Source organism: Burkholderia sp. Bmkn7, assembly GCF_041103175.1.
GTDB lineage: Bacteria > Pseudomonadota > Gammaproteobacteria > Burkholderiales > Burkholderiaceae > Burkholderia > Burkholderia cepacia.
This window is the reverse complement of sequence record NZ_JBGCUH010000002.1, coordinates 3,450,963-3,475,308: the sequence shown is the minus strand read 5'-3', so window position 1 is coordinate 3,475,308 and position 24,346 is coordinate 3,450,963. Positions and strand designations below refer to the sequence as shown.

Here is a 24,346-nt window from a genome sequence, read left to right as displayed (position 1 = left end):
GCTTAGAATCACGCCTCTTTCGCGCTAACGGAAACGCGGCGCGGAAGGGGAAGCGGAGCTGGTGGTGTGCTGCAGTCTTGGGCGCGCGGCTGGCGAAGAAAGTTGAACCCCGCAGTCGCAACGATGTAGTGTAAAAAGTTGTTGACGAGCTGCGAAACACGGTTCATAATCTCGCTTCTCTGCTGCTGAAAACGCAGCGCCGCCGGGAAACACGAAGTTCCTCGTAGATTGCTCTTTAAAAATTAACAGCCGATAAGTGTGGGCGCTTGATGGAAGCGAGCTGATCCTCGGATCAGATAGCGAAAGTATCAAGAGTCTCACACTAAAGTAAGTCAGGTTTATGAAGCAATTCATATTCCTGTCAGCTTTGAGTGAGCGACCGGTTCTTAACTGAACCGAAAACAGTAACAGGTTTAAACTGAAGAGTTTGATCCTGGCTCAGATTGAACGCTGGCGGCATGCCTTACACATGCAAGTCGAACGGCAGCACGGGTGCTTGCACCTGGTGGCGAGTGGCGAACGGGTGAGTAATACATCGGAACATGTCCTGTAGTGGGGGATAGCCCGGCGAAAGCCGGATTAATACCGCATACGATCTACGGATGAAAGCGGGGGACCTTCGGGCCTCGCGCTATAGGGTTGGCCGATGGCTGATTAGCTAGTTGGTGGGGTAAAGGCCTACCAAGGCGACGATCAGTAGCTGGTCTGAGAGGACGACCAGCCACACTGGGACTGAGACACGGCCCAGACTCCTACGGGAGGCAGCAGTGGGGAATTTTGGACAATGGGCGAAAGCCTGATCCAGCAATGCCGCGTGTGTGAAGAAGGCCTTCGGGTTGTAAAGCACTTTTGTCCGGAAAGAAATCCTTGGCTCTAATACAGTCGGGGGATGACGGTACCGGAAGAATAAGCACCGGCTAACTACGTGCCAGCAGCCGCGGTAATACGTAGGGTGCAAGCGTTAATCGGAATTACTGGGCGTAAAGCGTGCGCAGGCGGTTTGCTAAGACCGATGTGAAATCCCCGGGCTCAACCTGGGAACTGCATTGGTGACTGGCAGGCTAGAGTATGGCAGAGGGGGGTAGAATTCCACGTGTAGCAGTGAAATGCGTAGAGATGTGGAGGAATACCGATGGCGAAGGCAGCCCCCTGGGCCAATACTGACGCTCATGCACGAAAGCGTGGGGAGCAAACAGGATTAGATACCCTGGTAGTCCACGCCCTAAACGATGTCAACTAGTTGTTGGGGATTCATTTCCTTAGTAACGTAGCTAACGCGTGAAGTTGACCGCCTGGGGAGTACGGTCGCAAGATTAAAACTCAAAGGAATTGACGGGGACCCGCACAAGCGGTGGATGATGTGGATTAATTCGATGCAACGCGAAAAACCTTACCTACCCTTGACATGGTCGGAATCCCGCTGAGAGGTGGGAGTGCTCGAAAGAGAACCGGCGCACAGGTGCTGCATGGCTGTCGTCAGCTCGTGTCGTGAGATGTTGGGTTAAGTCCCGCAACGAGCGCAACCCTTGTCCTTAGTTGCTACGCAAGAGCACTCTAAGGAGACTGCCGGTGACAAACCGGAGGAAGGTGGGGATGACGTCAAGTCCTCATGGCCCTTATGGGTAGGGCTTCACACGTCATACAATGGTCGGAACAGAGGGTTGCCAACCCGCGAGGGGGAGCTAATCCCAGAAAACCGATCGTAGTCCGGATTGCACTCTGCAACTCGAGTGCATGAAGCTGGAATCGCTAGTAATCGCGGATCAGCATGCCGCGGTGAATACGTTCCCGGGTCTTGTACACACCGCCCGTCACACCATGGGAGTGGGTTTTACCAGAAGTGGCTAGTCTAACCGCAAGGAGGACGGTCACCACGGTAGGATTCATGACTGGGGTGAAGTCGTAACAAGGTAGCCGTATCGGAAGGTGCGGCTGGATCACCTCCTTTCCAGAGCTTCTCGCAAAGTTGAGCGCTCACGCTTATCGGCTGTAAATTAAAGACAGACTCAGGGGTCTGTAGCTCAGTCGGTTAGAGCACCGTCTTGATAAGGCGGGGGTCGTTGGTTCGAATCCAACCAGACCCACCATTGTCTGGCGGTAACACCTGAGGGCATCTGTACTCAATGGGGGCATAGCTCAGCTGGGAGAGCACCTGCTTTGCAAGCAGGGGGTCGTCGGTTCGATCCCGTCTGCCTCCACCAATCACCAACGCTAAGTGCTTGGTTCATACGATGAACCGAGAATTTTGCATTGGCGATTGAGCCAGTCAGAGCGGTACGAAAGTATCGGCTGTCGTTCTTTAACAATCTGGAAGAAGTAAGTAATTTGGATAGCGGAAGCGTCTTGAGATGGACGTGGAAACTATCCGGGTTGTGATTGTATCGATGTATCTCAAGATGATTCGAACTCTATGTTCGACTCAATTGGAATACGGCACAACGCGAGAACTCAACCTGTAGCGACTGTCGATGAGACAGACTCGTTATAGGGTCAAGCGAACAAGTGCATGTGGTGGATGCCTTGGCGATCACAGGCGATGAAGGACGCGGTAGCCTGCGAAAAGCTACGGGGAGCTGGCAAACAAGCTTTGATCCGTAGATGTCCGAATGGGGAAACCCACTCCTTTTGGAGTATCCATGGCTGAATACATAGGCCATGTGAAGCGAACGCGGTGAACTGAAACATCTAAGTAACCGCAGGAAAAGAAATCAACCGAGATTCCCAAAGTAGTGGCGAGCGAAATGGGATGAGCCTTGCACTCTTTATTTGTATTGTTAGCCGAACGCTCTGGAAAGTGCGGCCATAGCAGGTGATAGCCCTGTAGGCGAAAACAGTATGAAAGAACTAGGTGTGCGACAAGTAGGGCGGGACACGTGAAATCCTGTCTGAAGATGGGGGGACCATCCTCCAAGGCTAAATACTCGTGATCGACCGATAGTGAACCAGTACCGTGAGGGAAAGGCGAAAAGAACCCCGGGAGGGGAGTGAAATAGATCCTGAAACCGCATGCATACAAACAGTCGGAGCCTCGTAAGGGGTGACGGCGTACCTTTTGTATAATGGGTCAGCGACTTACGTTCAGTAGCAAGCTTAACCGTATAGGGCAGGCGTAGCGAAAGCGAGTCCGAATAGGGCGTTCAGTTGCTGGGCGTAGACCCGAAACCAGGTGATCTATCCATGGCCAGGATGAAGGTGCGGTAACACGTACTGGAGGTCCGAACCCACTAACGTTGAAAAGTTAGGGGATGAGCTGTGGATAGGGGTGAAAGGCTAAACAAACCTGGAAATAGCTGGTTCTCTCCGAAAACTATTTAGGTAGTGCCTCGTGTCTCACCTTCGGGGGTAGAGCACTGTCATGGTTGGGGGGTCTATTGCAGATTACCCCGCCATAGCAAACTCCGAATACCGAAGAGTGCAATCACGGGAGACAGACATCGGGTGCTAACGTCCGGTGTCAAGAGGGAAACAACCCAGACCGCCAGCTAAGGTCCCCAAATATAGCTAAGTGGGAAACGAAGTGGGAAGGCTAAAACAGTCAGGAGGTTGGCTTAGAAGCAGCCACCCTTTAAAGAAAGCGTAATAGCTCACTGATCGAGTCGTCCTGCGCGGAAGATGTAACGGGGCTAAGCTATATACCGAAGCTGCGGATGCGTGCTTGCACGCATGGTAGGAGAGCGTTCCGTAAGCCTGCGAAGGTGCCTTGTAAAGGGTGCTGGAGGTATCGGAAGTGCGAATGCTGACATGAGTAGCGATAAAGGGGGTGAAAGGCCCCCTCGCCGTAAGCCCAAGGTTTCCTACGCAACGTTCATCGGCGTAGGGTGAGTCGGCCCCTAAGGCGAGGCAGAAATGCGTAGCTGATGGGAAGCAGGTCAATATTCCTGCACCATTGTTAGATGCGATGGGGGGACGGATCGCGGAAGGTTGTCCGGGTGTTGGAAGTCCCGGTCGCTGCATTGGAGAAGGCGCTTAGGCAAATCCGGGCGCGCAATTCAAGGGTGTGGCGCGAGCTCCTTCGGGAGCGAAGCAATTGGAAGTGGTTCCAAGAAAAGCCTCTAAGCTTCAGTCTAACGATGACCGTACCGCAAACCGACACAGGTGGGCGAGATGAGTATTCTAAGGCGCTTGAGAGAACTCGGGAGAAGGAACTCGGCAAATTGGTACCGTAACTTCGGGATAAGGTACGCCCTTGTAGCTTGACTGGCCTGCGCCAGGAGGGTGAAGGGGTTGCAATAAACTGGTGGCTGCGACTGTTTAATAAAAACACAGCACTCTGCAAACACGAAAGTGGACGTATAGGGTGTGACGCCTGCCCGGTGCCGGAAGATTAAATGATGGGGTGCAAGCTCTTGATTGAAGTCCCGGTAAACGGCGGCCGTAACTATAACGGTCCTAAGGTAGCGAAATTCCTTGTCGGGTAAGTTCCGACCTGCACGAATGGCGTAACGATGGCCACACTGTCTCCTCCCGAGACTCAGCGAAGTTGAAGTGTTTGTGATGATGCAATCTACCCGCGGCTAGACGGAAAGACCCCATGAACCTTTACTGTAGCTTTGCATTGGACTTTGAACCGATCTGTGTAGGATAGGTGGGAGGCTATGAAACCGGAACGCTAGTTTCGGTGGAGCCGTCCTTGAAATACCACCCTGGTTTGTTTGAGGTTCTAACCTTGGCCCGTGATCCGGGTCGGGGACAGTGCATGGTAGGCAGTTTGACTGGGGCGGTCTCCTCCCAAAGCGTAACGGAGGAGTACGAAGGTACGCTAGGTACGGTCGGAAATCGTGCTGATAGTGCAATGGCATAAGCGTGCTTAACTGCGAGACCGACAAGTCGAGCAGGTGCGAAAGCAGGTCATAGTGATCCGGTGGTTCTGTATGGAAGGGCCATCGCTCAACGGATAAAAGGTACTCTGGGGATAACAGGCTGATACCGCCCAAGAGTTCATATCGACGGCGGTGTTTGGCACCTCGATGTCGGCTCATCTCATCCTGGGGCTGTAGCCGGTCCCAAGGGTATGGCTGTTCGCCATTTAAAGAGGTACGTGAGCTGGGTTTAAAACGTCGTGAGACAGTTTGGTCCCTATCTGCCGTGGGCGTTGGATATTTGAAGGGGGCTGCTCCTAGTACGAGAGGACCGGAGTGGACGAACCTCTGGTGTACCGGTTGTCACGCCAGTGGCATCGCCGGGTAGCTATGTTCGGAAGAGATAACCGCTGAAAGCATCTAAGCGGGAAACTCGCCTTAAGATGAGATATCCCTGGGGACTAGATCCCCTTGAAGGGTCGTTCGAGACCAGGACGTTGATAGGTCAGGTGTGTAAGCGCAGTAATGCGTTCAGCTAACTGATACTAATTGCCCGTAAGGCTTGATCCTATAACAAGTCTGCCTTGTAGATCGGCGCCGTGTGAAAGCACTGGCCGCAGGATCCAAAGCGACAAGTTGGATTCTCGTGTGTGATACACACAACTCAAAATTACTGCTTCTTCCAAGATTGGTTGTGCTGCGAAGCCAGCGCAACAACCCTCTTTGCCTGATGACCATAGCGAGTCGGTCCCACCCCTTCCCATCCCGAACAGGACCGTGAAACGACTCTACGCCGATGATAGTGCGGATTCCCGTGTGAAAGTAGGTAATCGTCAGGCTCCCTAAGCCAGAAACCCCCGCCCGAAAGGCGGGGGTTTTTGCATTGGCGCGGCGGAAATGTACGGCGCTGGCCAAGCAATACTGTGATCGGAGCCGAGACGGCCGACGGTCGTGGATCAGGTATCTGCCATCCCCGAGCAGTCCACCATCAAGCACCTTTGATATCCTCGGTACGTTCTCTACGTACCACGCCGATCCCCCATTAGTCAGCATTCGGTCGATGGTGATACATCCAGAGGCGATGTTTTGATGGTCGACGAAGCGCGACGTTCGTCGAAGATGGTCGATAAATGTCGTCTTCTGACGAAAATCCCCTGCGTCATCCGCCGGTCTTTCGACGAACCCTGTCGACCTGATCGGTGTGCGCCTTTCCACGAATCCACCCACGAAATCGTCATAAAAATCTATGCGCATAAAGTCCGTTCGCACGGCATGCGCGGCAGAGCGGGGAGCAGGCCCTTCGGGGTAATATCGCCATTCGTCCCGATTCCCGGTGCTTTCAGGCATCCGCTGGCGGTCGGTGTCCTCCGTATTCCGTCCCTCGCACAGTTCATGACTGACAGCCCTGCCCAAGGTAGTCGGACGACCGACTTCTTGCCGTATCTCGTCGCCGCAACGTTCTTCATGGAGTACCTCGACACGACCGTGATCGCGACCGCGCTGCCGCAAATGGCGCGTTCGTTCGGTGTCGGTCCGAACGCGCTGAGCCTCGGGATGACGGCCTATATGCTGGCGCTGGCAGTGTTCATCCCGATCAGCGGCTGGATCGCGGACCGCTATGGATCGCGTACGGTATTCGCGAGTGCGATTGTCGTCTTTACCGGGGCGTCGGTGCTGTGCGGGCTGTCCGAAGGTGTCGTGACGTTCACGGCTGCACGGCTGCTGCAGGGCGTCGGCGGGGCAATGATGGTGCCGGTCGGACGGATGATCGTCGTGCGCAGCACCGAGAAGGCGAAGCTGATGCGAGCGATCGCGACGATCACGTGGCCGGGCATCGTCGCGCCTGTCGTCGGGCCGCCGATCGGCGGCTTCATCACGACTTATGCGTCATGGCGCTGGATCTTCCTGTTGAACGTCCCGTTCGGTATCGCCGCGCTCGTCTGTACCTGGCTGATCGTCCGGAACACGCGGGCCGACGAGCAACGGCCGCTCGACTGGGCTGGATTCGTGCTGGCCGGTGGTGCATTGACCTGTCTGTTGATCGGTACCGAAGCGGCCGGCCAGCAGGATGTCGACTTCACGCGCGCGGGCGTCCTGGTGGGGGCGAGCGTGCTGTTCGGCGCGGCCGCGTGGTGGCATGCGCGACGCTGCGCGCATCCGCTGCTCGACTTCACCACGCTGAAGGTGCCGACCTTCTCGGTAACGGTGATCTCCGGCTCGGTCACGCGGATGGCGATCAACGCCGTGCCGTACCTGCTGCCGCTGTTGTTCCAGATCGGCTTCGGGTTGTCGCCCTTCCAGTCCGGCCTGTTGCTGCTCGCGAGTGCGCTCGGCAATCTGGGGATGAAGGCGGGAACGTCGTGGATTCTCGACCGATATGGTTTCCGGCGCGTTGCACTCGTCGACGTGACAATTGTCGGCATCTTCACGATTGCGTGCGGCTGGCTGACCGCGTCGACGCCGCTGGCGATCACGCTGCTCGTCGTATTCGTCTACGGACTCACGCGGTCGATGCAGTTCACGACGCTCGCGACACTCGCCTATGCGGATATCCCGGCTCATCAGACGAGTGCAGCCAGCACGCTGTGGAGTGCCGCACAGCAGATGACGATCGGAATGGGGATCGCGTTCGGTGCATTGTCGCTGCGGCTCGCGGCGTTGGTGCGCGGAGATGCGGTTGGCATGCATTACGTGCTCGACGATTTCCGTTGGGCATTCGTCGCAGCCGGCGTGCTCGCGCTGCTGACGTTGCCGGGTTATGCGCGACTGGCCTCGGATGCAGGCGATCGGCTGCGGGCGAGTGTGGCGCGAGGGTAGGTCGAACGGCGCATCCAATATGCATCGCGATGGGTGAGCGCGACTGTTTTTCGTCGCTCACCCGAAACGTCGATTCGTTGTGTTTGCGATGGCCTGGTGGTCAGCGCAGTCGGCCATTTGTCACTGCTGCGGGCGTGCGGGCAATAGGGTAGCGGTGCTCCCCGCGCGAACCGGAAATCATCCGCGTGACGAACGTCGGGACGACACCACGCTCGTCCTCGCTGCCGTCACTGCGCGTCATGAAAGATGATGCCGACTGTGTGACGGTGGCCACTGCGAATCCGGCTCACGCCGTGGCGCAGGTTGACGCGATAGACGCCGCGCGTCCCCTGCACGGGTCTGCCATGCACGGAGAAGATCACCGCGTCGCCTTGCATCAGCGGCACCACTTCCGCCCGTGATTGCATGCGTGGCCGCTGTTCCGTCAACACGAATTCCCCGCCCGTGAAATCGCGGCCCGGCGCCGACAGCAGGATCGCGACCTGCAGCGGAAACACGTGCTCGCCATAAAGATCCTGATGGAGACAGTTGTAGTCGTCGGGGCCGTATTGCAGGATCAGCGGCGTCGGTCGCGTCTGCCCCGCCGCCCGGCAGCGATCGAGGAATGTCGTGTGGCCGTTCGGATAGCGGACGTCGATTCCGAGTGCCTGGTTCCAGCGATTCGCGATGGGTGCGAGATGCGGGTAGATCGTCGTGCGAAGCTCGGCAATGACTGCGGGCAGCGGGTACGCGAAATACTTGTATTCGCCGCGGCCGAATCCGTGCCGCGCCATCACGACGCGTGAACGATAAAGCGCATCTCGCGGATAGAGCGACGCGAGCGCATTGCATTCGTTCGTCGAAATCAGGCCCGGCACACGCGCGCATCCATAGCGATCGAGCTCGGCGCCGACAGTCGGCCAGTCGATGGCGTCGACGCGTTGTGCGATGTCCGGAGATTCGACGGGAGGTTGCAGATCGGCGATGTTCACGGGCGTCCCTTGGTTCGTCAGCGATGTGGCGCGAGTCGTGCGGAATGCCGGGAAGCATTTCGTGCACGGTTGGAGCCACGAAGAAAGTCGATGAACCCAGTCTAGCGACGTTCGTGCGCAGACGCGCTCCAGATCTTGCGCTTCAATTCGGAAGCAAGAGGGAAAGGCACGGGGCGCGCACGGACACATCGAAGGCGGCGACGTATCAGCGCGGAGAGGCGGAGAGGCGGAGAGGCGGAGAGGCGGAGAGGCGGAGAGGCGGAGAGGCGGAGAGGCGGAGAGGCGGAGAGGCGGAGAGGCGGAGAGGCGGAGAGGCGGAGAGGCGGAAAGGCGGAAAGGCGGAAAGGCGGAGAAGCAGAGAAACGAGCGGCGAATCTTCCACGACAGGCGGCCGGCTCACCGGCCACCCGTCGCAACGTGAATCAAGCCATCGACCGGAACAACCAGTAGAGCCCGCCGGCAAGCATGATCGACGCCGGCAGCGTCAGCACCCACGCGAGCACGAGGCTGCGCACCGTGCTCCACTGCAGCCCGGAGCCGTTCGCCGCCATCGTGCCCGCGACACCCGACGACAGCACATGTGTCGTCGACACGGGCAATCCGTACACGTCGGCGGCGCCGATCGTCAGCATCGCGACGAGTTCGGCCGATGCGCCTTGTCCGTACGTCAGATGCTGCTTGCCGATTTTCTCGCCGACGGTCACGACGATCCGCTTCCAGCCGACCATCGTGCCGAGGCCCAGCGCGATCGCGACGGCAACCTTTACCCACGTCGGAATGAATTTGGTCGCGTGGTCGAGTTGCTTGTGATAGTTGTCGATCGCCAGCTTGTCGTCGGCCGCGAACGCGGGCTGACCCGACTTCTCGATCAGGCGGATTGCTTCGGATACCAGATACATCGTGTTGCGCACGTTGTCGACGTCGCGCTGCGGCACGGCTGCCATCGAGCCCGACGCGCCGACCGCGGTCGCGAGCGACGTCGACAGCTGCTGGACGGCCGGCAGCACCGCGGGCGTCAGTTCGCGATGCTGCACGTAGCGCTCGACGTCGGCGCGCGGGTTCGCGGACGGCGCGACGCCGTTCGTGTACTTCCCGAATGTCGCGGCCGCCTGGTTCGCGACCGCCACGAAGGTCTGCGTCTCGGCCGGCGTGACGGCCTTGTTCAGCGCATAGGCGGTCGGCACCGTGCCGATCAGGATCAGCATGATGAGCCCCATCCCTTTCTGCCCGTCGTTCGAACCGTGCGCAAACGACACGCCCGTGCAGGTCAGGATCAGCAGGCAGCGAATCCAGAACGGCGGCGGCTGGTCTTTCGGCGGCTCCTTGTACAACTCCGGAACCCGCACGAGCGTCTTCAGCACGAGCAACAGCAGCGCTGCGCACAAAAAGCCGACGATCGGCGAGAACAGCAGCGACTTGCCGACACCGAGCGCCTGGCCCCAGTCGACGCCGCTCGTGCCGGACGGCCCGTGCATCAGCTGGTTCATCAGCCCGACGCCGATGATCGAACCGATCAGCGTATGCGAACTCGACGATGGCAACCCGAAATACCAGGTCGCGAGGTTCCACACGATCGCGGCGATCAGCAGCGCGAACACCATCGCGAAGCCCGCGCCGCTGCCGACCTGCAGGATCAGCTCGACCGGCAGCAACTGCAGGATGCCGAACGCGACGGCACCGCTCGAGACCATCACGCCGAGGAAGTTCCACATGCCGGACCAGATCACCGCGACGTTCGGCGTCAGCGAGTGCGTATAGATCACGGTGGCGACCGCGTTCGCGGTGTCGTGGAAGCCGTTGACGAATTCGAAGCCGAGCGCGATCAGCAGCGCGGCGCCGAGCAGCAGGTACGGGAACAGCTTCCCTTCGCGGACCGGAGCCAGATCGTCGATCAGGTGCGTGGCGATGTAGAGCGCGCCGAGCGCCAGCACCAGCAGGAAGACGGCATAGCCGACCTGTCTGGTGCGTTCGACGGAGCCCGGGTTGTTCGGTGCGGACGAAGCAGGTTGATTCATGACGGCGTCTCGTGAGGGAACCGCGTCCGATCCTATCTGCGGCCAGCAGTCAGTTTGATGACAGTCGGGACCACGAACGGTGCGTCTTACCGATGCGTAAGGCGATTGAAGGCGTGTATGCGCAACGTGACGCGCCAGCCCGCATCGTCGTCCACATAGTGAGCGCGATAGCGTTTTACGCGTTGCCGTCCGCGCTCAACATCCATCCGTTCGGCGACGCAACAAGCGTCGTGCAGGACAGCGGCGCGACGTCGATGCGGGCCGCTGCCTTCGAATCCATCCGCAGCACATGGGCGATGGCTGCGCGGACGATTGGCGCATGCGTGATTGCGACGATGTCGCGATCTTGCCGCAGCGCGTTCAACCAGGTGCCGACGCGGTGCATGGCTGCTTCGAACGATTCACCGCCGTGCGGCGGCGCCGACGGGTCTGCGATCCACGCATCCAGTTCGTCCGGCAAGTCGCGTGCGAGGTCGTGCAGGCGCTGGCCTCGCCAGTTGCCGTAATCGATATCGCGCAGTGCGTCGTCGATGTCGGCATGAAGTCCGAGCGCGTCGGCGGTCTGCCGCGCGCAGCATGCGGGGCTGCACAGCACGAGCGCGCCGGCGGTACCTGCCCACCGGCCGCATAGCGCAGCGGCTTCGGCGAGCCCGCGCGTGTCGAGCGGATCGTCGTCGGGAAACGTGCCGGTGCGCATCGCCCGGGTCGATGCGTGTGCGATCAGGCGCAGCGAGGTAGGCATGTTCATGTCGGTTGTCGGATGATCCGGGACGGGCGCACGTGCCCGCCTGGCGCCGCTTCAATGCGCGAACGTTCGCGCGTACAATTCGCCCGATACGAAGCGCGGAAGCCGGTGCAAGCCCGGCGCGGTCGCGCCACTGTAACCGGGGAATCGATGATCCCGGAAGCCAGACCTGCCTTCGTACCCATCCAACATTTATCGGGGCGCGATTCCCCTGAGGTGCATCCATGAGCGAAGCAGTGCTGAAGCCGGCGGTCGTGCCGGCGCCCATCCCCGTCCGTGAACTGTTGCCGTGGGCCGTGTTCGTCGGCCTGATCCTGTTGCTCGCGCTTTATTTCGTCGGCGCGGAACAAGGTGCGACGTCGCTCGTGCCGGGCATGTACGTCCACGAATTCGTCCACGACGGCCGTCACCTGCTCGGCTTCCCCTGCCACTGACGCGGAGTTCACGATGGTCGGAAAGCTGCTCATGCGCGGGATGCTCGCAGGCATCGCCGCAGGCCTCCTCACGTTCGGTTTCGCGAAGGTCGTCGGCGAACCGCAAGTCGATCAGGCAATCTCCTTTGAAGAAAAAGCCGACGCCGCCAAGGGCGACGCACCGGAGCCGGAGCTGGTCAGCCGCCACACGCAGGCCGGCCTCGGCTTGCTGACGGGCGTCGTGACCTATGGCGCGGCATTCGGCGGACTGTTCTCGCTGGTCTTCGCGTATGCGTACGGGCGAGGCAGCCGCCTCCCGGCCCGTCCGCTGGCCGCGTGGCTCGCGCTGGCGGCGTTCATCGCGCTCGTGATCGTGCCGAACCTCAAGTACCCGGCCAATCCGCCGTCGGTCGGCGACCCCGACACGATCGGCTATCGCACGGGCCTGTTCTTCCTGATGATCGCGATCTCGGTCGCGACGATGGTGTTCTCGGTCAGCGTACGCCGCCATCTGCTGGCGAAGCTCGGCCAGTGGAACGCATCGATCGTCGCCGGGCTCGTGTTCGTCGCGATCATCGCGGCCGTGCAGATCGGGTTGCCGTCCGTCAGCGAGTTGCCGGCGGATTTCCCGGCGGCCTTGCTGTGGAAGTTCCGCGTGGCGGCGATCGGCATGCAGGTGATCATGTGGACGACGATCGGCCTGCTGTTCGGCGCATGGGTCGAGCGCGGCGAACGCATCGGCACGCGCGCCGCCTGACGCGCATGGCAACGGGGCCCGCCTAGCGCAGCATGCGTGGCGCGCTCCCCGTCGATTCGCGCGCCAGCGCGACGAACGCAGCCAGATAGTCGATCGATGCGTCCGCTTCGCGGATGCCGAGGAAGATCTGCTTTGCGATTCCCTTCTTGCCGAGCTTGACCGGTACCACCGGCATCCGGTCGGCGTATTCGTCGGCAAGCCATCTCGGCAGCGCGGCCACGCCGCGCCCGCTCGCCACCATTTGCAGCATGATGTCGGTCGTTTCGATCGACTTGTGCCGCCTCGGCACGATGCCGGCCGGCGTCAGGAACTGGTTGTAGATGTCGAGCCGGTCGGTTTCGACCGGATAGGTGATCAGGATCTCGTCGGTCAGCTGTTCGGGCGTCACGTAATCGGCGTTTGCGAACCGGTGCGAATCGGCGACCACCAGCACCTGCTCGTAGTCGAACACGGGGTCGAAGCGCAGGCCCGGCTTGTTCAGCGGGTCGGGCGTCACGAGCACGTCGATGTCATAGCCGAACAGTGCGCCGATGCCGCCGAACTGGAAGCGCTGCTTCACGTCCACGTCGACGTCGGGCCAGCGCGACAGGTACGGCGACACGACCTTCAGCAGCCACTGGTAGCACGGGTGGCACTCCATCCCGATGCGCAGCGTGCCGCGCTCGCCCTTCGCGTACTGCTTCATCCGCTCCTCGGCGAGCTCGAACTGCGGCAGCAGCCGGTTCGCCAGCTTCAGCAGATACTGCCCGCCCTGGGTGAGTCGCAGGCCGCGGCCCTCCCGATCCCAGATCGGCGTGCCGAGCTGCTGCTCGATTTTCCGGACGGTATGGCTGAGTGCCGATTGCGTGAGGTGCAGTGCGTGGGCGGCCGCGGTCAGTGAGCCCTGGCGCTCGACTTCACGGATCACGACGAGATGGAATCGTTCCAGCATGGATATCGCTCGTGTAACGGATGCATGAGCAGATTTAATGGATGAATGAAATAATGCCATTTTATTTCATGAGATGAAATCCCTATGATGGCTGCCGGATCTTCACTTCTTCTGGACGGCACCTCATGGTCACGACACACAACCTCGGTTTCCCGCGCATCGGTGCGAAGCGCGAACTCAAGTTCGGTCTCGAACGCTACTGGAAGGGCGAATCGTCGCGCGACGAGCTGAAGGCGCTCGGCGCCGAGCTGCGCAAGCGTCACTGGAACGACCAGCGCGACCTGGACCTGGCCCCGATCGGCGACTTCGCGTTCTACGATCAGGTGCTCGACATGAGCTTCACGCTCGGCAACCTGCCGAAGCGCGTGCAGGGTTTCCACGGCGATGTGCTCGACAACTATTTCCGCGTCGCGCGCGGCCGTTCGGCGCAGTCGGCGGACGAGCATGCGGCGTGCTGCGGCGGGGTCGCCGCCGGTGAAATGACGAAGTGGTTCGATACGAACTACCACTACATCGTGCCGGAATTCCATGCGGACACGAACTTCTCGCTCGACCCGTCGCGCCTGCTCCAGCAACTGGCGGAAGCGCAGGCGCAGGGCGTGGCCGTGAAGCCGGTCATCCTCGGCCCCGTCACGTACCTGTGGCTCGGCAAGGCGAAGGACGATTCCGACCGCCTCGCGCTGCTGCCGAAGCTGCTGCCCGTGTACGGCGCGCTGCTCGACACGCTGACCGCGCAGGGCGTCGAATGGGTGCAGATCGACGAACCGATCCTCGTCACCGAACTCGACGCCGAGTGGCGTCAGGCATTGCGCACCGCCTATGCGGCACTGGAAACGCGTCGCATCAAGCTGCTGCTCGCCACCTACTTCGGCCAGCTCCAGGACAACCTGGCGCTCGCGAGCTCGCTGCCGGTCGACGGCCTGCATGTCGATGCGATCAACGCACGCGACGACGTCGACACGCTGGTGCGTGAACTGCCGGCCGAGCGCGTGCTGTCGGTTGGCGCGATCAACGGCCGCAACATCTGGAAGACGGACCTGAACGCGACGCTCGACTGGCTCGAACCGCTCGCGAAGCAACTGGGCGATCGCCTGTGGCTCGCCCCGTCGTGCTCGCTGCTGCACGTGCCGGTCGATCTCGCGAGCGAGGAGAAGCTCGATCCGGAAATCCGCTCGTGGCTCGCGTTCGCGCTGCAGAAGCTCGACGAGCTGAAGGTGGTCGCGACCGCGCTGAACGAAGGCCGCGACAAGGTGGCCGATGCACTGGCCGCGAACGCTGCCGCGATCCATGCGCGCCGCCACTCGCCGCGCGTGCACAACCCGGCGGTGAAGGCCGCGATCGCCCGCATCGACGCGCAGCTTGGCAACCGCGTGAGCCCCTACACGCAGCGTGCATCGAAGCAGTCGGCACGCCTGAAGCTGCCGGCGTTCCCGACGACGACGATCGGCTCGTTCCCGCAGACCGGCGAAATCCGTCACGCGCGCAGCCAGTTCAAGGCCGGTGCGCTGGACGATGCGGGCTACCGGGCCGCGATGCAGGCTGAAATCGAACGCAGCGTGCGCGAGCAGGAAGCACTGGATCTCGACGTGCTGGTGCATGGCGAAGCCGAGCGCAACGACATGGTCGAATACTTCGGCGAGCAGCTCGACGGCTACGCGTTCAGCCAGTTCGGCTGGGTGCAGTCGTACGGTTCGCGCTGCGTGAAGCCGCCGATCCTGTTCGGCGACATCAGCCGCCCGAAGGCGATGACGGTCGAATGGATCACGTATGCGCAGTCGCTGACGAACAAGCCGATGAAGGGCATGCTGACCGGCCCCGTGACGATCCTGAACTGGTCGTTCGTGCGCGATGACCAGCCGCGCTCGGTGTCGTGCTACCAGCTCGCGCTGGCGATCCGCGAGGAAGTGCTCGATCTCGAGAAGGCCGGCGTGCACGTGATCCAGATCGACGAGGCCGCGCTGCGCGAAGGGCTGCCGCTGCGCCGCGCGCAATGGGGCGCGTACCTGAAGTGGGCGGTCGAGTCGTTCCGCATCACCGCGAACGGTGTGCAGGACGACACGCAGATCCATACGCACATGTGCTATTCGGAGTTCAACGACATCATCGCGTCGATCGCCGACATGGATGCGGACGTGATCACGATCGAGACCTCGCGCTCGGACATGGAGCTGCTCGACGCGTTCGACGACTTCAAGTATCCGAACGAGATCGGGCCGGGCGTGTACGACATTCATTCGCCGAATATCCCGACGCAGGAACATATCGTCGGCCTGATGAGGAAAGCGGCAGAACGGATTCCGGCGGAGCGTCTGTGGGTCAATCCGGACTGCGGGCTGAAGACGCGCCAGTGGGCGGAAGTGATTCCGGCGCTGACGAACATGGTCGCTGCCGCGAAGACGCTGCGCAGCCAGGTGCAATAACGCAGCGAGCGCTGCACGCCGTCGTTGCGATCGAAGATCGGACGGCAAAAAAACGGCCCGCGGAAGCGGGCCGTTTTGCATCATGCGTGCACTTGCGTTACGCCGTGCGTGCGCCGCGCGGCAGCGGCTCGTTCGTCTTGTCGGGCGCGCCGGCATCGTCGATGCTGACGCGGCGCGAGATCAGCCACACGCACAGCGATGACAGGAGCGCGGCGCTCGTGTACTGGAGCGCGAGCGGCCACCATTGCGGCGCGGTGTTCTGCGCGATGATGGTCGCGACGAGCGGCGTGAGGCCGCCGGCGAGCGCGCCGCACACCTGGTATGCGATCGAGATCGCCGTGTAGCGGATGCGTGCGACGAAGATGCCGCTGACGAAGCCCGCGACCACCGAGTAGTAGCCGGATTCCGCGAGCGTCGCGAGGCCGACGCCGACCGTGATCGACAGCGGCGTGCCCATGTGCACGAGCGGCAGCATCACGAACGGGACGATCGCGGCCCATGCGCCGGTGATCAGCAGCACGCGTGTGGTGCCGAAGCGCTGCGCGAGGAACGCGGCCGCGAGCTGCACGACGAACTGCAGCACCGCGACGATCGTCATGCAATGCAGCACCATCGACCGGTCGAGCGACAGGAACTGCGTCGCGTAGCTGATCATGAAGATGTTGCTGAAATACACGCCGGCGATGCCGTACACGTTCGCGCCGATCGCGAGCAGCAGCAGCGGCCAGTACTTGAGCGCTTCGCGCAGCGGTTTTTGCGCGATGTTGCCGCTCTTCCTGACTTCCTCGAACTCGGGCGATTCGGACACGCTCGCGCGGATCACGAAGCCGACGATCAGCAACACGGAACTCGCGAGGAACGGCACGCGCCAGCCCCAGCTCATCATGTCTTCCTTCGACAGCGTGCTGATCGCGCCGAACGCGAGCATCGACAGGATCAGGCCGCTCGCGCTGCCGAGCTGCGCGAACGACGCGAAGAACGTGCGTTTGCCTTCCGGCGCATGTTCGCCGGCAAGCAGCACCGCGCCGCCCCATTCGCCGCCGACCGCGATGCCTTGCAGCACCCGCATCAGCACGAGCAGGACCGGTGCGATCACACCGGCTTGCGCATGGGTCGGCAGCAGGCCGATCGCGACCGTCGACACGGCCATCAGCATCAGCGTCGCGAGCAGCGAGCGCTTGCGGCCGAAGCGGTCGCCGAGATAGCCGAACATCACGCCGCCGAGCGGGCGCGCGAAGAAGCCGACCGCGAACGAGCCGAACGATGCGAGCAGGCTGACGAAGCGGTTTTCGCCGGGAAAGAACAGCGGCCCGAACACGATGGCGGCGGCGGTCGCGTAGCTATAGAAGTCGTACCACTCGATCGTGGTGCCGACGAACGACGCGAGCGCCGCACGCTTGGGTTGCTTGACGGAAGTCCCCATCTTGATAAGTGCTCCTCTGGAATCCTTTGATTTTGGAATAGGGGGTGGCGCGGGAATCAGTCGCGGTACTTGACGCCCGGCAGCACGCACAGCAGCTCGTAGGCGAGGTTCGCGCCGAGCAGCGCCGTGGTGCCGAACGGGTCGTACGGCGGCGCGACTTCGACGAGATCGCAACCGACGATGTTCAGCCCCTTCGCGCCGCGGATGATCTCGAGCGCCTGCGGCACCGTGAGGCCCGCGATTTCCGGCGTGCCGGTGCCCGGCGCGTAGGCCGGGTCGATGCCGTCGATGTCGAAGCTGATGTAGACCGGCGTGTCGCCGACGCGCGCGCGCACTTCCTCCATCAGCGGCGCGAGCGACTTGTTCCAGCATTCCTCGGCCTGGACGACGCGGAAGCCTTGCTCGCGGCACCAGTCGAAATCCTCGGCCGCGTAGCCGGTGCCGCGCAGGCCGATCTGCGTGACCTTGTCGCCGTGCAGCAGGCCTTCCTCGACCGCGCGGCGGAACGGCGTGCCGTGAGCGATCTTTTCGCCCATCATCGTGTCGTTCACGTCGGCGTGTGCATCGACGTGGATCAATGCAACCTTGCCGTGCTTGCGGTGGATCGCGCGCAGGATCGGCAGCGCGATCGTGTGGTCGCCGCCCAGCGTGATCGGCTTGCAGTCGTGCTCGAGGATCGCGTCGTACGCGGCTTCGATGCGCGCGATGGAATCGTGCAGGTTGTACGGATTGATCGCGACGTCGCCGATGTCGGCGATCTGCAGCGAATCGAACGGCGCGGCGCGCGTGGCCATGTTGTACGGGCGCAGCAGCACGGATTCGGTGCGGATCTGGCGCGGGCCGAAGCGTGCGCCGGTGCGGTTGGAGGTGCCGAGGTCGAACGGCACGCCGACGAAGCAGGCGTCGAGGCCTTCGGCGCTCGCCACGTGCGGCAGGCGCATCATCGTCGCGATGCCGCCGCAGCGCGGCATTTCATTGCCGCCGAGCGGCTGGAAATGGGTGTGGTCGTTCATGGGCTGTCTCTTCCGATGTGGGGTTGCCGTATCATGCGACGCGGCTTGGCGCACAGTTTTACGCGCTCCGCCGGGAAAGAAGAATGCGAAGATATCGACGTAAACATCGATTTTCATCGATGTATGGAAGGGGATGAACGTGCTGGGGAATCTGTCGACCCTCGATCTGCGGTTGATCCGCGTGTTTCTCGCGGTCACGGACGCGGGCGGCGTGTCGGCCGCGCAGGCCGTGCTGAACGTCGGGCAGTCGACGATCAGCGCGCAGCTTTCGTCGCTGGAGACGCGGCTCGGCTACCGGCTCTGCGAGCGCGGCCGCAGCGGTTTCCGGCTCACGCCGAAGGGCGAGCGGTTTCACGCGATGAGCCGCAAGCTGCTCGCGGCGCTCGACGAATTCGGGATGGCCGCGCGGCACATGGACCGCCAGCTGGTCGGCACGCTGCACATCGGCCTGATCGGCCATACGCCGGTGAGCCAGAACGCGCGGATCGCCGAGGCGATCGCCGCGTTCCGCACGCGCGACGAGGCCGTGCGCTTCTCGATCTCCGTGCGCGCGCCGGGCGATCTCGAGGAGAAGCTGCTGAGCGACGAGATCCAGATCGCGGTCGGCTACTTCTGGCACCGGGTGCCGTCGCTGCACTACACGCCGCTGTTCATCGAGCGCCAGGTCGCGTACTGCGGGCGCGGCCATCCGCTGTTCGACGGCGCCGGCGCGCTGACGCCGGCCGACGTCGCGGGCTTCGAATGGGCGTGGCGCTCGTATCCGCTGCCCGAAGCGCAGATGTCGACGACGCCCGACCGCGTGACCGCGACGGCCGACAACATGGAGGCCGTCGCGCTGCTGATCCTGTCCGGCCACCACCTCGGCTACCTGCCGCAGCATTTCGCGGCGCCCTACGTCGCGCAGGGGCTGCTCGCGCCGCTCAATCCGGAGCAACTGCGCTACGACGTCACGTTCCACATGGTCGTCGCCCGCAACGGGCGCGGCAATCCGCTCGTGGAAGCGTTTCTCGAGGATCTGGAACGCGCGCACCAGCCGACCGACATCGCGTAGGCGGCCGGCATCGACAATGTGAACGAGTGTTGCGGCGGCGCGGCCCGACGCGGCCCACATCGATCGACGTCGAAGTGACGAAACGGGTATCGGGCCCGGCTTGCGTGAACCGTGCCCGTGCCGGCATCACGGCACCGGCAGCCCCGCGTCGTGCTTGACCTCGCGCAGCGACAGCGCCGATTCGATCGACGTCACGCCCGGCAGCATCCGCAGCGATTCGCGCAGGAACGTGCCGTAATCGTCGAGATCGCGCGCCACGACCTGCAGCAAGTAATCGGCGGTGCCCGCCACGTTGTGGCACGCCAGGATCCGCTCGATGCCGAGCACTTCCCGCTCGAAGCGGTCGGCGGTCTTGCGGTCGTGCGTCGCGAACCGCACGAGCACGAACGCAACGACGCCGAAGCCGAGCGCCTGGCGCGACAGCTGCGCGCGGTATCGCTCGATGTAGCCGTCGTTTTCGAGGCGCTTCAGGCGGCGCGCGCAAGGGGTCTCGGAGAGGCCCACGGTGTCGGCGAGGCGGGCGATCGGCAGGCGGCCGTCGCGCTGCACCGCGGCCAGGATGGCGCGGTCGGTCTTGTCGAGTTCGGTCATGATGGCGGATTCCTGATGCGAGTTCAGCGATTGTGGCGGATTCCCCTACGGATCGCCAATCCTGAGCCAAAGATGGCCAATAATCCCTCGCGCTCCAGCGGCAACATATCGCCGTAGGAGGAGAGGGGCAGACCATGATTTCCACGCATTTGCTGTTGATTTATCTCGCCGCGCTGGCGGCCATCTACGCGGTGCCGGGGCCGGACATGGCGCTCGTGCTGCAGACCAGCATCGGCCGCGGCGTGCGGCCGGGGATGGCGGCCGCCGCCGGCCTGTCGCTCGCGCGCACCGCGCACGTGACGCTGTCCGCCTGCGGTGTCGCGGCGCTGATCCGCAGCGCGCCGTGGCTGTACGAAGTGATCCGCTACGGCGGCGCGCTGTATCTCGCGTATGTCGCGATCCAGGTGTTCCGTTCGCCCGTGTTCGCGCTCGGCGACGGCGACGCGGCGGCCACGGCGGGCGAGTTGCGGCAGTCGTTCGTGAAGGGCCTGCTCACCAACCTGCTGAACCCGAAGGCGCTGTTGTTCTGCTCGGTGCTGCTGCCGCAGTTCGTGCGCCCCGAGGCCGGGCCGGTCGTGTTGCAGATGTTCGAACTGGGCGCGCTGCTGGTGGCGGCCGGCGTGTGCTTCGACCTCGCGTGCGTGTTCGGCGCGTCGCGGATCGCCGCGTGGATGCGTGCGCATCCGCTCGCGCAGACGGTGCAGCGCTGGACGTTTTCCGCGGCGCTGATCGGCTTTGCGCTGCGCCTGTCGATGGACTGAGTGCCGCCGCGGCGCTGCGCCGGCGCAGGTCGCGCGGCGCGTCGCCGCATCCGATGAGGGCCGCGCGCAACGCCGGCCCGCGCATGCGCCCCGCCGCAAAAGGGCGTGCGCGCAAATCGTCTGACTGATCTAAACTCCCTGTTACTTCGCGCTGTCGCGAACCCGAACGACCGAACGGAACCGTCTCCCGCCGGCCCTGTCCGATTTCCTGGCTGTTCCGTGCAACGCGGTACCAAGGAGGGTCTGAACATGGCAAGGCATCTTCACGCCGACCGTGAACCCCGAATCGTCGCCGAGTCCAAGTGCCTCGGCCCGTGCGATCCGGCAGAACGCATCCACGTCACGATCATGTTGCGGCGGCAGGAAGAAGGGCAACTCGATACGCTGCTTCACCAGCTCGCCACCGGCGACGCGCAAGCGAAACCGGTGTCGCGCGAAACCTTCGCGCAACGTTTTTCCGCCAATCCCGACGACATTCGCAAGGCCGAGGATTTCGCGCGTCGCCACCAGCTGACGGTCGATCGCGTCGATCCGGTCGAAAGCGTCGTCGTGGTGTCCGGCACGATCCAGCAGTTCGAAGCCGCGTTCGGCGTCAAGCTCGAGCGCTTCGAGCATCGGTCGATCGGCCAGTATCGCGGCCGCTCCGGCCCGATCGCGCTGCCCGACGATCTCGGCGACGCCGTCACGGCCGTGCTCGGCCTCGACAGCCGTCCGCAGGCGCGGCCGCACTTCCGGCTGAGGCCGCCGTTCACGCCCGCGCGCGGCGGCGCGGCGGCCGTCACGTTCACCCCGGTCCAGCTCGCATCGCTGTACGGCTTCCCGGCCGGCGACGGCGCCGGGCAGTGCATCGCGATCATCGAGCTCGGCGGCGGCTACCGCGCGGCGGACATCCAGCAGTATTTCCGCGGGCTCGGCATCACGAAGCCGCCGACGCTCGTCGACGTCAACGTCGGCACCGGCCGCAACACGCCGACCGGCGATCCGAGTGGCCCGGACGGTGAAGTCGCGCTCGACATCGAGATCGCCGGCGCGATCGCGCCGGCCGCGAAGATCGCCGTCTATTTCGCGGCGAACAGCGACGCGGGCTTCATCCAGGCCGTCAACGCGGCCGTCAGCGACACGACCAACAAGCCGTCGGTGATCTCGATCAGCTGGGGCGGCCCGGAGGCCATCTGGCAGGCGCAGTCCGCTCAGGCGTTCAACCGCGTGCTGCAGGCGGCGGCCGCGCAGGGCATCACGGTGTGCGCGGCCTCCGGCGACAGCGGCTCCGGCGACGGGTTGCAGGACGGCGCCGATCATGTCGACTTCCCCGCATCGAGCCCGTATGTGCTCGGCTGCGGCGGCACGCAGCTCGACGCGCTGCCCGGGCAGGGCATCCGCAGCGAGGTCGCGTGGAACGACGAGGCAGCCGGCGGCGGCGCGGGCGGGGGCGGCGTCAGCACGCTGTTCGACCTGCCGGTGTGGCAGCAGGGGCTTGCCGCGACGCTGGCCGACGGCAGCCGCGTGCCGCTCGCGAAGCGCGGCGTGCCGGACGTCGCCGGCGATGCGTCGCCGCAGACCGGCTACGAAGTGTCGATCGCCGGCACGGCCACGGTGATGGGCGGCACGAGTGCGGTCGCGCCGCTGTGGGCCGCGCTGATCGCGCGGATCAACGCGGCGGCCAGTGCGGCTGGCGGTGCGCCCGCCGGCTGGGTCAATCCGGTGCTCTACAGGAATCCCGGTGCGCTGCGCGACATCACGCACGGCTCGAACGGGACCTACGCGGCCGCGCAGGGCTGGGATGCCTGCACGGGCCTCGGCAGCCCGAACGGCGCGCAGCTCGCCGCGATCCTGACGCGCAAGCCGTCGAGCTGACGGCCGCGGTACACGTCTTTCCGCATGGCGCGGGCTTCCTGCCCGCGCCTTTTTCTCACCTCCAGGAGCAGCACGATGGGCATCGATTCCGCATCTTCCGGCGGCGTGTATCCGCTGCATCACGGCGACCACAATTCGCATGGCGTGCCGCCGACCGTCAACCCGGTCGCGTTGAGCCACGGCCGTGACCAGCCGTTCTTCGATCCGGTCGCGTACGGCAACGGCCCCGACGATTCGGTGACCGACACCACCGAGGCCGCCGCGATCACGCATCACACGATCCTGATCGACGGGAAGCGCATCGCCTACACGGCGACGGCCGGCCATCTCGTGACGGTCGACCCGAGCAGTTCGCTGCCGGCCGCGAAGCTCTTCTACGTCGCGTTCACGGCCGACGGCGCGAAGGAAGAAACGCGGCCCGTGACGTTCTTCTACAACGGCGGGCCGGGCTCGTCGTCGGTGTTCGTGTTGTTGGGCTCGTTCGCGCCGAAGCGCATCAAGACGTCGATGCCGGGGTTCACGCCGCCCGCGCCGTACCAGATGGAAGACAACCCGGACAGCATGATCGACCACAGCGACCTGGTGTTCATCAACCCGGTCGGCACCGGCTATTCGGCGGCCGTCGCGCCGAACAAGAACCGCAACTTCTGGGGCGTCGACCAGGATGCGGATTCGCTGAAGCAGTTCATCAAGCGCTACCTGACGAAGAACAACCGCTGGAATTCGCCGAAATACCTGTTCGGCGAATCGTACGGCACCGCGCGCAGCTGCGTGCTCGCGTACAAGCTGCACGAGGACGGCGTCGACCTGAACGGCGTCACGCTGCAATCGTCGATCCTCGACTACCGGCAGGCCGGCAACCCGGTCGGCGCGCTGCCGACCGCGGCAGCCGATGCGTGGTACCACAAGAAACTTGGCGTCACGCCGGCGCCGACCGATCTCGGCGCGTTCGTCGAGGAAGTCGCGCAGTTCGCGCGCACCGACTACCTGAAAGCGTTGCGCACGGTCCCGCATGCGGACCCGGCCGCCGTGCAGAAGCTGTCGCAATACACGGGCATCGATACGACGACGCTGCAATCGTGGAGCCTCGACATCGCCGGCTACGACGCGCGCGGCAATTCGCTGTTCCTGACGACGCTGCTGCATGCGCAGGGGCTCGCGCTCGGCTCGTACGACGGCCGCGTGACCGGGATCTCGTCGGGCATCGCCGGCAAGATCGACCCGAACTCGGGCGGCAACGATCCGACGATGACGGCCGTGACGGGCGTCTATACGGCGATGTGGAACAGCTACCTGAACGAGCAGTTGAAGTTCACGTCGAATTCCGCGTTCACCGACCTGAACGACCAGGCGTTCCAGAACTGGGATTTCAGCCACATCGATCCGACCGGCGCGCAGCAGGGCATCGATGCGCAGGGGAACGTGATCCTTTATACGGCCGGCGATCTCGCCGCGGTGATGGCGCTGAACGTCGACCTGAAGGTGCTGTCGGCGAACGGCTTCTACGATTTCGTCACGCCGTTCTACCAGACCGTGATCGACCTGCAGCAGATGCCGCTCGAGGACCAGAAGGTGCGGCAGAACCTGTCCGCGCGTTTTTATCCGTCGGGGCACATGGTGTATCTCGACGGCGGCTCGCGTACCGCGCTCAAGCGCGATCTCGCGGCGATGTACGACGCGACGGTCAGCGATACGGGGGCGCGGATGCGGATTCGCGCGCTGCAGGCGTCGAAGACGGGCGGGCACGCATAGGGTTGCCCGCCGCCGGGTTGCCGCGCGTAGCCG

The 24,346-nt window shown here is 63.2% G+C and carries 15 protein-coding genes, 2 tRNA genes, 3 rRNA genes and 1 riboswitch; of the genes, 13 read left to right on the top strand and 7 right to left on the bottom strand.

The genetic code is table 11. The features are described from left to right. The first annotated feature begins 415 nt into the window (after positions 1 to 415). The 6 genes from AB3K92_RS21380 to AB3K92_RS21355 all read left to right on the top strand — a co-directional run bounded on the left by AB3K92_RS21380 (position 416) and on the right by AB3K92_RS21355 (position 7,616). A 16S ribosomal RNA gene (locus AB3K92_RS21380) occupies positions 416 to 1,948 on the top strand. Positions 1,949 to 2,010: 62 nt separating this feature from the next. Next, a tRNA-Ile gene (locus AB3K92_RS21375) sits at positions 2,011 to 2,087 on the top strand. Positions 2,088 to 2,125: 38 nt separating this feature from the next. Next, positions 2,126 to 2,201: transfer RNA gene (locus AB3K92_RS21370), tRNA-Ala, on the top strand. A gap of 287 nt (positions 2,202 to 2,488) precedes the next feature. Further along, a 23S ribosomal RNA gene (locus AB3K92_RS21365) occupies positions 2,489 to 5,369 on the top strand. Between the two features lie 156 nt (positions 5,370 to 5,525). Beyond that, a 5S ribosomal RNA gene (rrf, locus tag AB3K92_RS21360) occupies positions 5,526 to 5,638 on the top strand. Together the 16S, 23S and 5S rRNA genes with 2 tRNA genes alongside form the textbook arrangement of a ribosomal RNA operon. Before the next feature lie 553 nt (positions 5,639 to 6,191). Further along, the gene (locus AB3K92_RS21355; RefSeq protein ID WP_059648926.1) at positions 6,192 to 7,616 is read left to right on the top strand and encodes an MFS transporter; all 1,425 of its coding nucleotides are present in this window, start codon (positions 6,192 to 6,194) and stop codon (positions 7,614 to 7,616) included. 227 nt (positions 7,617 to 7,843) lie between these two features. Here the strand turns inward: AB3K92_RS21355 and AB3K92_RS21350 are convergent, their stop codons facing one another. The 3 genes from AB3K92_RS21350 to AB3K92_RS21340 form a co-directional block, all read right to left on the bottom strand. Beyond that, positions 7,844 to 8,587, bottom strand: a complete 744-nt coding sequence (locus AB3K92_RS21350) for a 2OG-Fe(II) oxygenase (RefSeq protein ID WP_369465763.1) — start codon at positions 8,585 to 8,587, stop codon at positions 7,844 to 7,846. A 422-nt stretch (positions 8,588 to 9,009) separates the two neighbouring features. Then, entirely contained in the window at positions 9,010 to 10,602 is a 1,593-nt protein-coding gene (locus AB3K92_RS21345) for an inorganic phosphate transporter (RefSeq protein ID WP_059854964.1), read from the bottom strand. Between the two features lie 175 nt (positions 10,603 to 10,777). Then, entirely contained in the window at positions 10,778 to 11,350 is a 573-nt protein-coding gene (locus AB3K92_RS21340; RefSeq protein ID WP_060222422.1) for a histidine phosphatase family protein, read from the bottom strand. A 45-nt stretch (positions 11,351 to 11,395) separates the two neighbouring features. Beyond that, positions 11,396 to 11,539, top strand: a riboswitch (cobalamin riboswitch). Positions 11,540 to 11,571: 32 nt separating this feature from the next. Here AB3K92_RS21340 and AB3K92_RS21335 point away from each other — a divergent pair. After that, positions 11,572 to 11,781 (top strand): CbtB-domain containing protein, encoded by a 210-nt coding sequence (locus tag AB3K92_RS21335; protein ID WP_006488502.1) that lies wholly within the window; start codon positions 11,572 to 11,574, stop codon positions 11,779 to 11,781. A gap of 13 nt (positions 11,782 to 11,794) precedes the next feature. Then, positions 11,795 to 12,517 (top strand): CbtA family protein, encoded by a 723-nt coding sequence (locus AB3K92_RS21330; RefSeq protein WP_369465762.1) that lies wholly within the window; start codon positions 11,795 to 11,797, stop codon positions 12,515 to 12,517. 22 nt (positions 12,518 to 12,539) lie between these two features. On the opposite strand, the gene AB3K92_RS21325 is transcribed toward AB3K92_RS21330, so the two are convergent. Continuing rightward, complete coding sequence (locus tag AB3K92_RS21325) at positions 12,540 to 13,448, bottom strand: LysR family transcriptional regulator (protein WP_048023349.1); 909 nt, start codon at positions 13,446 to 13,448, stop codon at positions 12,540 to 12,542. A 125-nt stretch (positions 13,449 to 13,573) separates the two neighbouring features. Between AB3K92_RS21325 and metE the strand changes: the two genes are divergently transcribed. Then, the gene (metE, locus tag AB3K92_RS21320; protein ID WP_369465761.1) at positions 13,574 to 15,868 is read left to right on the top strand and encodes a 5-methyltetrahydropteroyltriglutamate--homocysteine S-methyltransferase; all 2,295 of its coding nucleotides are present in this window, start codon (positions 13,574 to 13,576) and stop codon (positions 15,866 to 15,868) included. A 97-nt stretch (positions 15,869 to 15,965) separates the two neighbouring features. Here metE and AB3K92_RS21315 read toward each other — a convergent pair whose 3' ends face one another. Both AB3K92_RS21315 and speB read right to left on the bottom strand, forming a co-directional pair. Then, complete coding sequence (locus AB3K92_RS21315; RefSeq protein WP_059619845.1) at positions 15,966 to 17,291, bottom strand: MFS transporter; 1,326 nt, start codon at positions 17,289 to 17,291, stop codon at positions 15,966 to 15,968. Between the two features lie 56 nt (positions 17,292 to 17,347). Next, positions 17,348 to 18,304, bottom strand: coding sequence for an agmatinase (speB, locus tag AB3K92_RS21310; protein WP_021161147.1), 957 nt, complete (start codon positions 18,302 to 18,304; stop codon positions 17,348 to 17,350). Positions 18,305 to 18,443: 139 nt separating this feature from the next. Here speB and AB3K92_RS21305 point away from each other — a divergent pair, with 139 nt between their 5' ends. Beyond that, entirely contained in the window at positions 18,444 to 19,355 is a 912-nt protein-coding gene (locus AB3K92_RS21305) for a LysR family transcriptional regulator (RefSeq protein ID WP_027790528.1), read from the top strand. 126 nt (positions 19,356 to 19,481) lie between these two features. On the opposite strand, the gene AB3K92_RS21300 is transcribed toward AB3K92_RS21305, so the two are convergent. Further along, positions 19,482 to 19,946: an Lrp/AsnC family transcriptional regulator gene (locus AB3K92_RS21300; protein WP_011353982.1), complete on the bottom strand. Its 465-nt coding sequence runs from the start codon at positions 19,944 to 19,946 to the stop codon at positions 19,482 to 19,484. A 134-nt stretch (positions 19,947 to 20,080) separates the two neighbouring features. On the opposite strand from AB3K92_RS21300, the gene AB3K92_RS21295 reads away from it, so the two are divergent. From AB3K92_RS21295 to AB3K92_RS21285, 3 genes are all read left to right on the top strand, one after another. Beyond that, a complete protein-coding gene (locus AB3K92_RS21295) occupies positions 20,081 to 20,707 on the top strand; it encodes a LysE family translocator (RefSeq protein ID WP_027790530.1) in 627 nt (208 codons plus the stop codon). A gap of 249 nt (positions 20,708 to 20,956) precedes the next feature. Beyond that, a complete protein-coding gene (locus AB3K92_RS21290) occupies positions 20,957 to 22,561 on the top strand; it encodes a protease pro-enzyme activation domain-containing protein (RefSeq protein ID WP_059487870.1) in 1,605 nt (534 codons plus the stop codon). Positions 22,562 to 22,636: 75 nt separating this feature from the next. Next, on the top strand, positions 22,637 to 24,313 hold the full coding sequence (locus AB3K92_RS21285; RefSeq protein ID WP_060376675.1) for a S10 family peptidase: 1,677 nt from the start codon (positions 22,637 to 22,639) through the stop codon (positions 24,311 to 24,313). Positions 24,314 to 24,346 lie beyond the last annotated feature (33 nt).

Bases quoted from the DNA above. Each gene is read 5' to 3' on its own strand.
- AB3K92_RS21340 (WP_060222422.1), bottom strand. From the start codon at position 11,350: ATGAACATGCCTACCTCGCTGCGCCTGATCGCACACGCATCGACCCGG.
- speB (WP_021161147.1), bottom strand. From the start codon at position 18,304: ATGAACGACCACACCCATTTCCAGCCGCTCGGCGGCAATGAAATGCCG.
- AB3K92_RS21355 (WP_059648926.1), top strand. From the start codon at position 6,192: ATGACTGACAGCCCTGCCCAAGGTAGTCGGACGACCGACTTCTTGCCG.
- AB3K92_RS21290 (WP_059487870.1), top strand. From the start codon at position 20,957: ATGGCAAGGCATCTTCACGCCGACCGTGAACCCCGAATCGTCGCCGAG.
- AB3K92_RS21330 (WP_369465762.1), top strand. From the start codon at position 11,795: ATGGTCGGAAAGCTGCTCATGCGCGGGATGCTCGCAGGCATCGCCGCA.
- AB3K92_RS21325 (WP_048023349.1), bottom strand. From the start codon at position 13,448: ATGCTGGAACGATTCCATCTCGTCGTGATCCGTGAAGTCGAGCGCCAG.
- AB3K92_RS21295 (WP_027790530.1), top strand. From the start codon at position 20,081: ATGATTTCCACGCATTTGCTGTTGATTTATCTCGCCGCGCTGGCGGCC.
- AB3K92_RS21300 (WP_011353982.1), bottom strand. From the start codon at position 19,946: ATGACCGAACTCGACAAGACCGACCGCGCCATCCTGGCCGCGGTGCAG.
- AB3K92_RS21345 (WP_059854964.1), bottom strand. From the start codon at position 10,602: ATGAATCAACCTGCTTCGTCCGCACCGAACAACCCGGGCTCCGTCGAA.
- AB3K92_RS21335 (WP_006488502.1), top strand. From the start codon at position 11,572: ATGAGCGAAGCAGTGCTGAAGCCGGCGGTCGTGCCGGCGCCCATCCCC.
- metE (WP_369465761.1), top strand. From the start codon at position 13,574: ATGGTCACGACACACAACCTCGGTTTCCCGCGCATCGGTGCGAAGCGC.
- AB3K92_RS21285 (WP_060376675.1), top strand. From the start codon at position 22,637: ATGGGCATCGATTCCGCATCTTCCGGCGGCGTGTATCCGCTGCATCAC.
- AB3K92_RS21315 (WP_059619845.1), bottom strand. From the start codon at position 17,291: ATGGGGACTTCCGTCAAGCAACCCAAGCGTGCGGCGCTCGCGTCGTTC.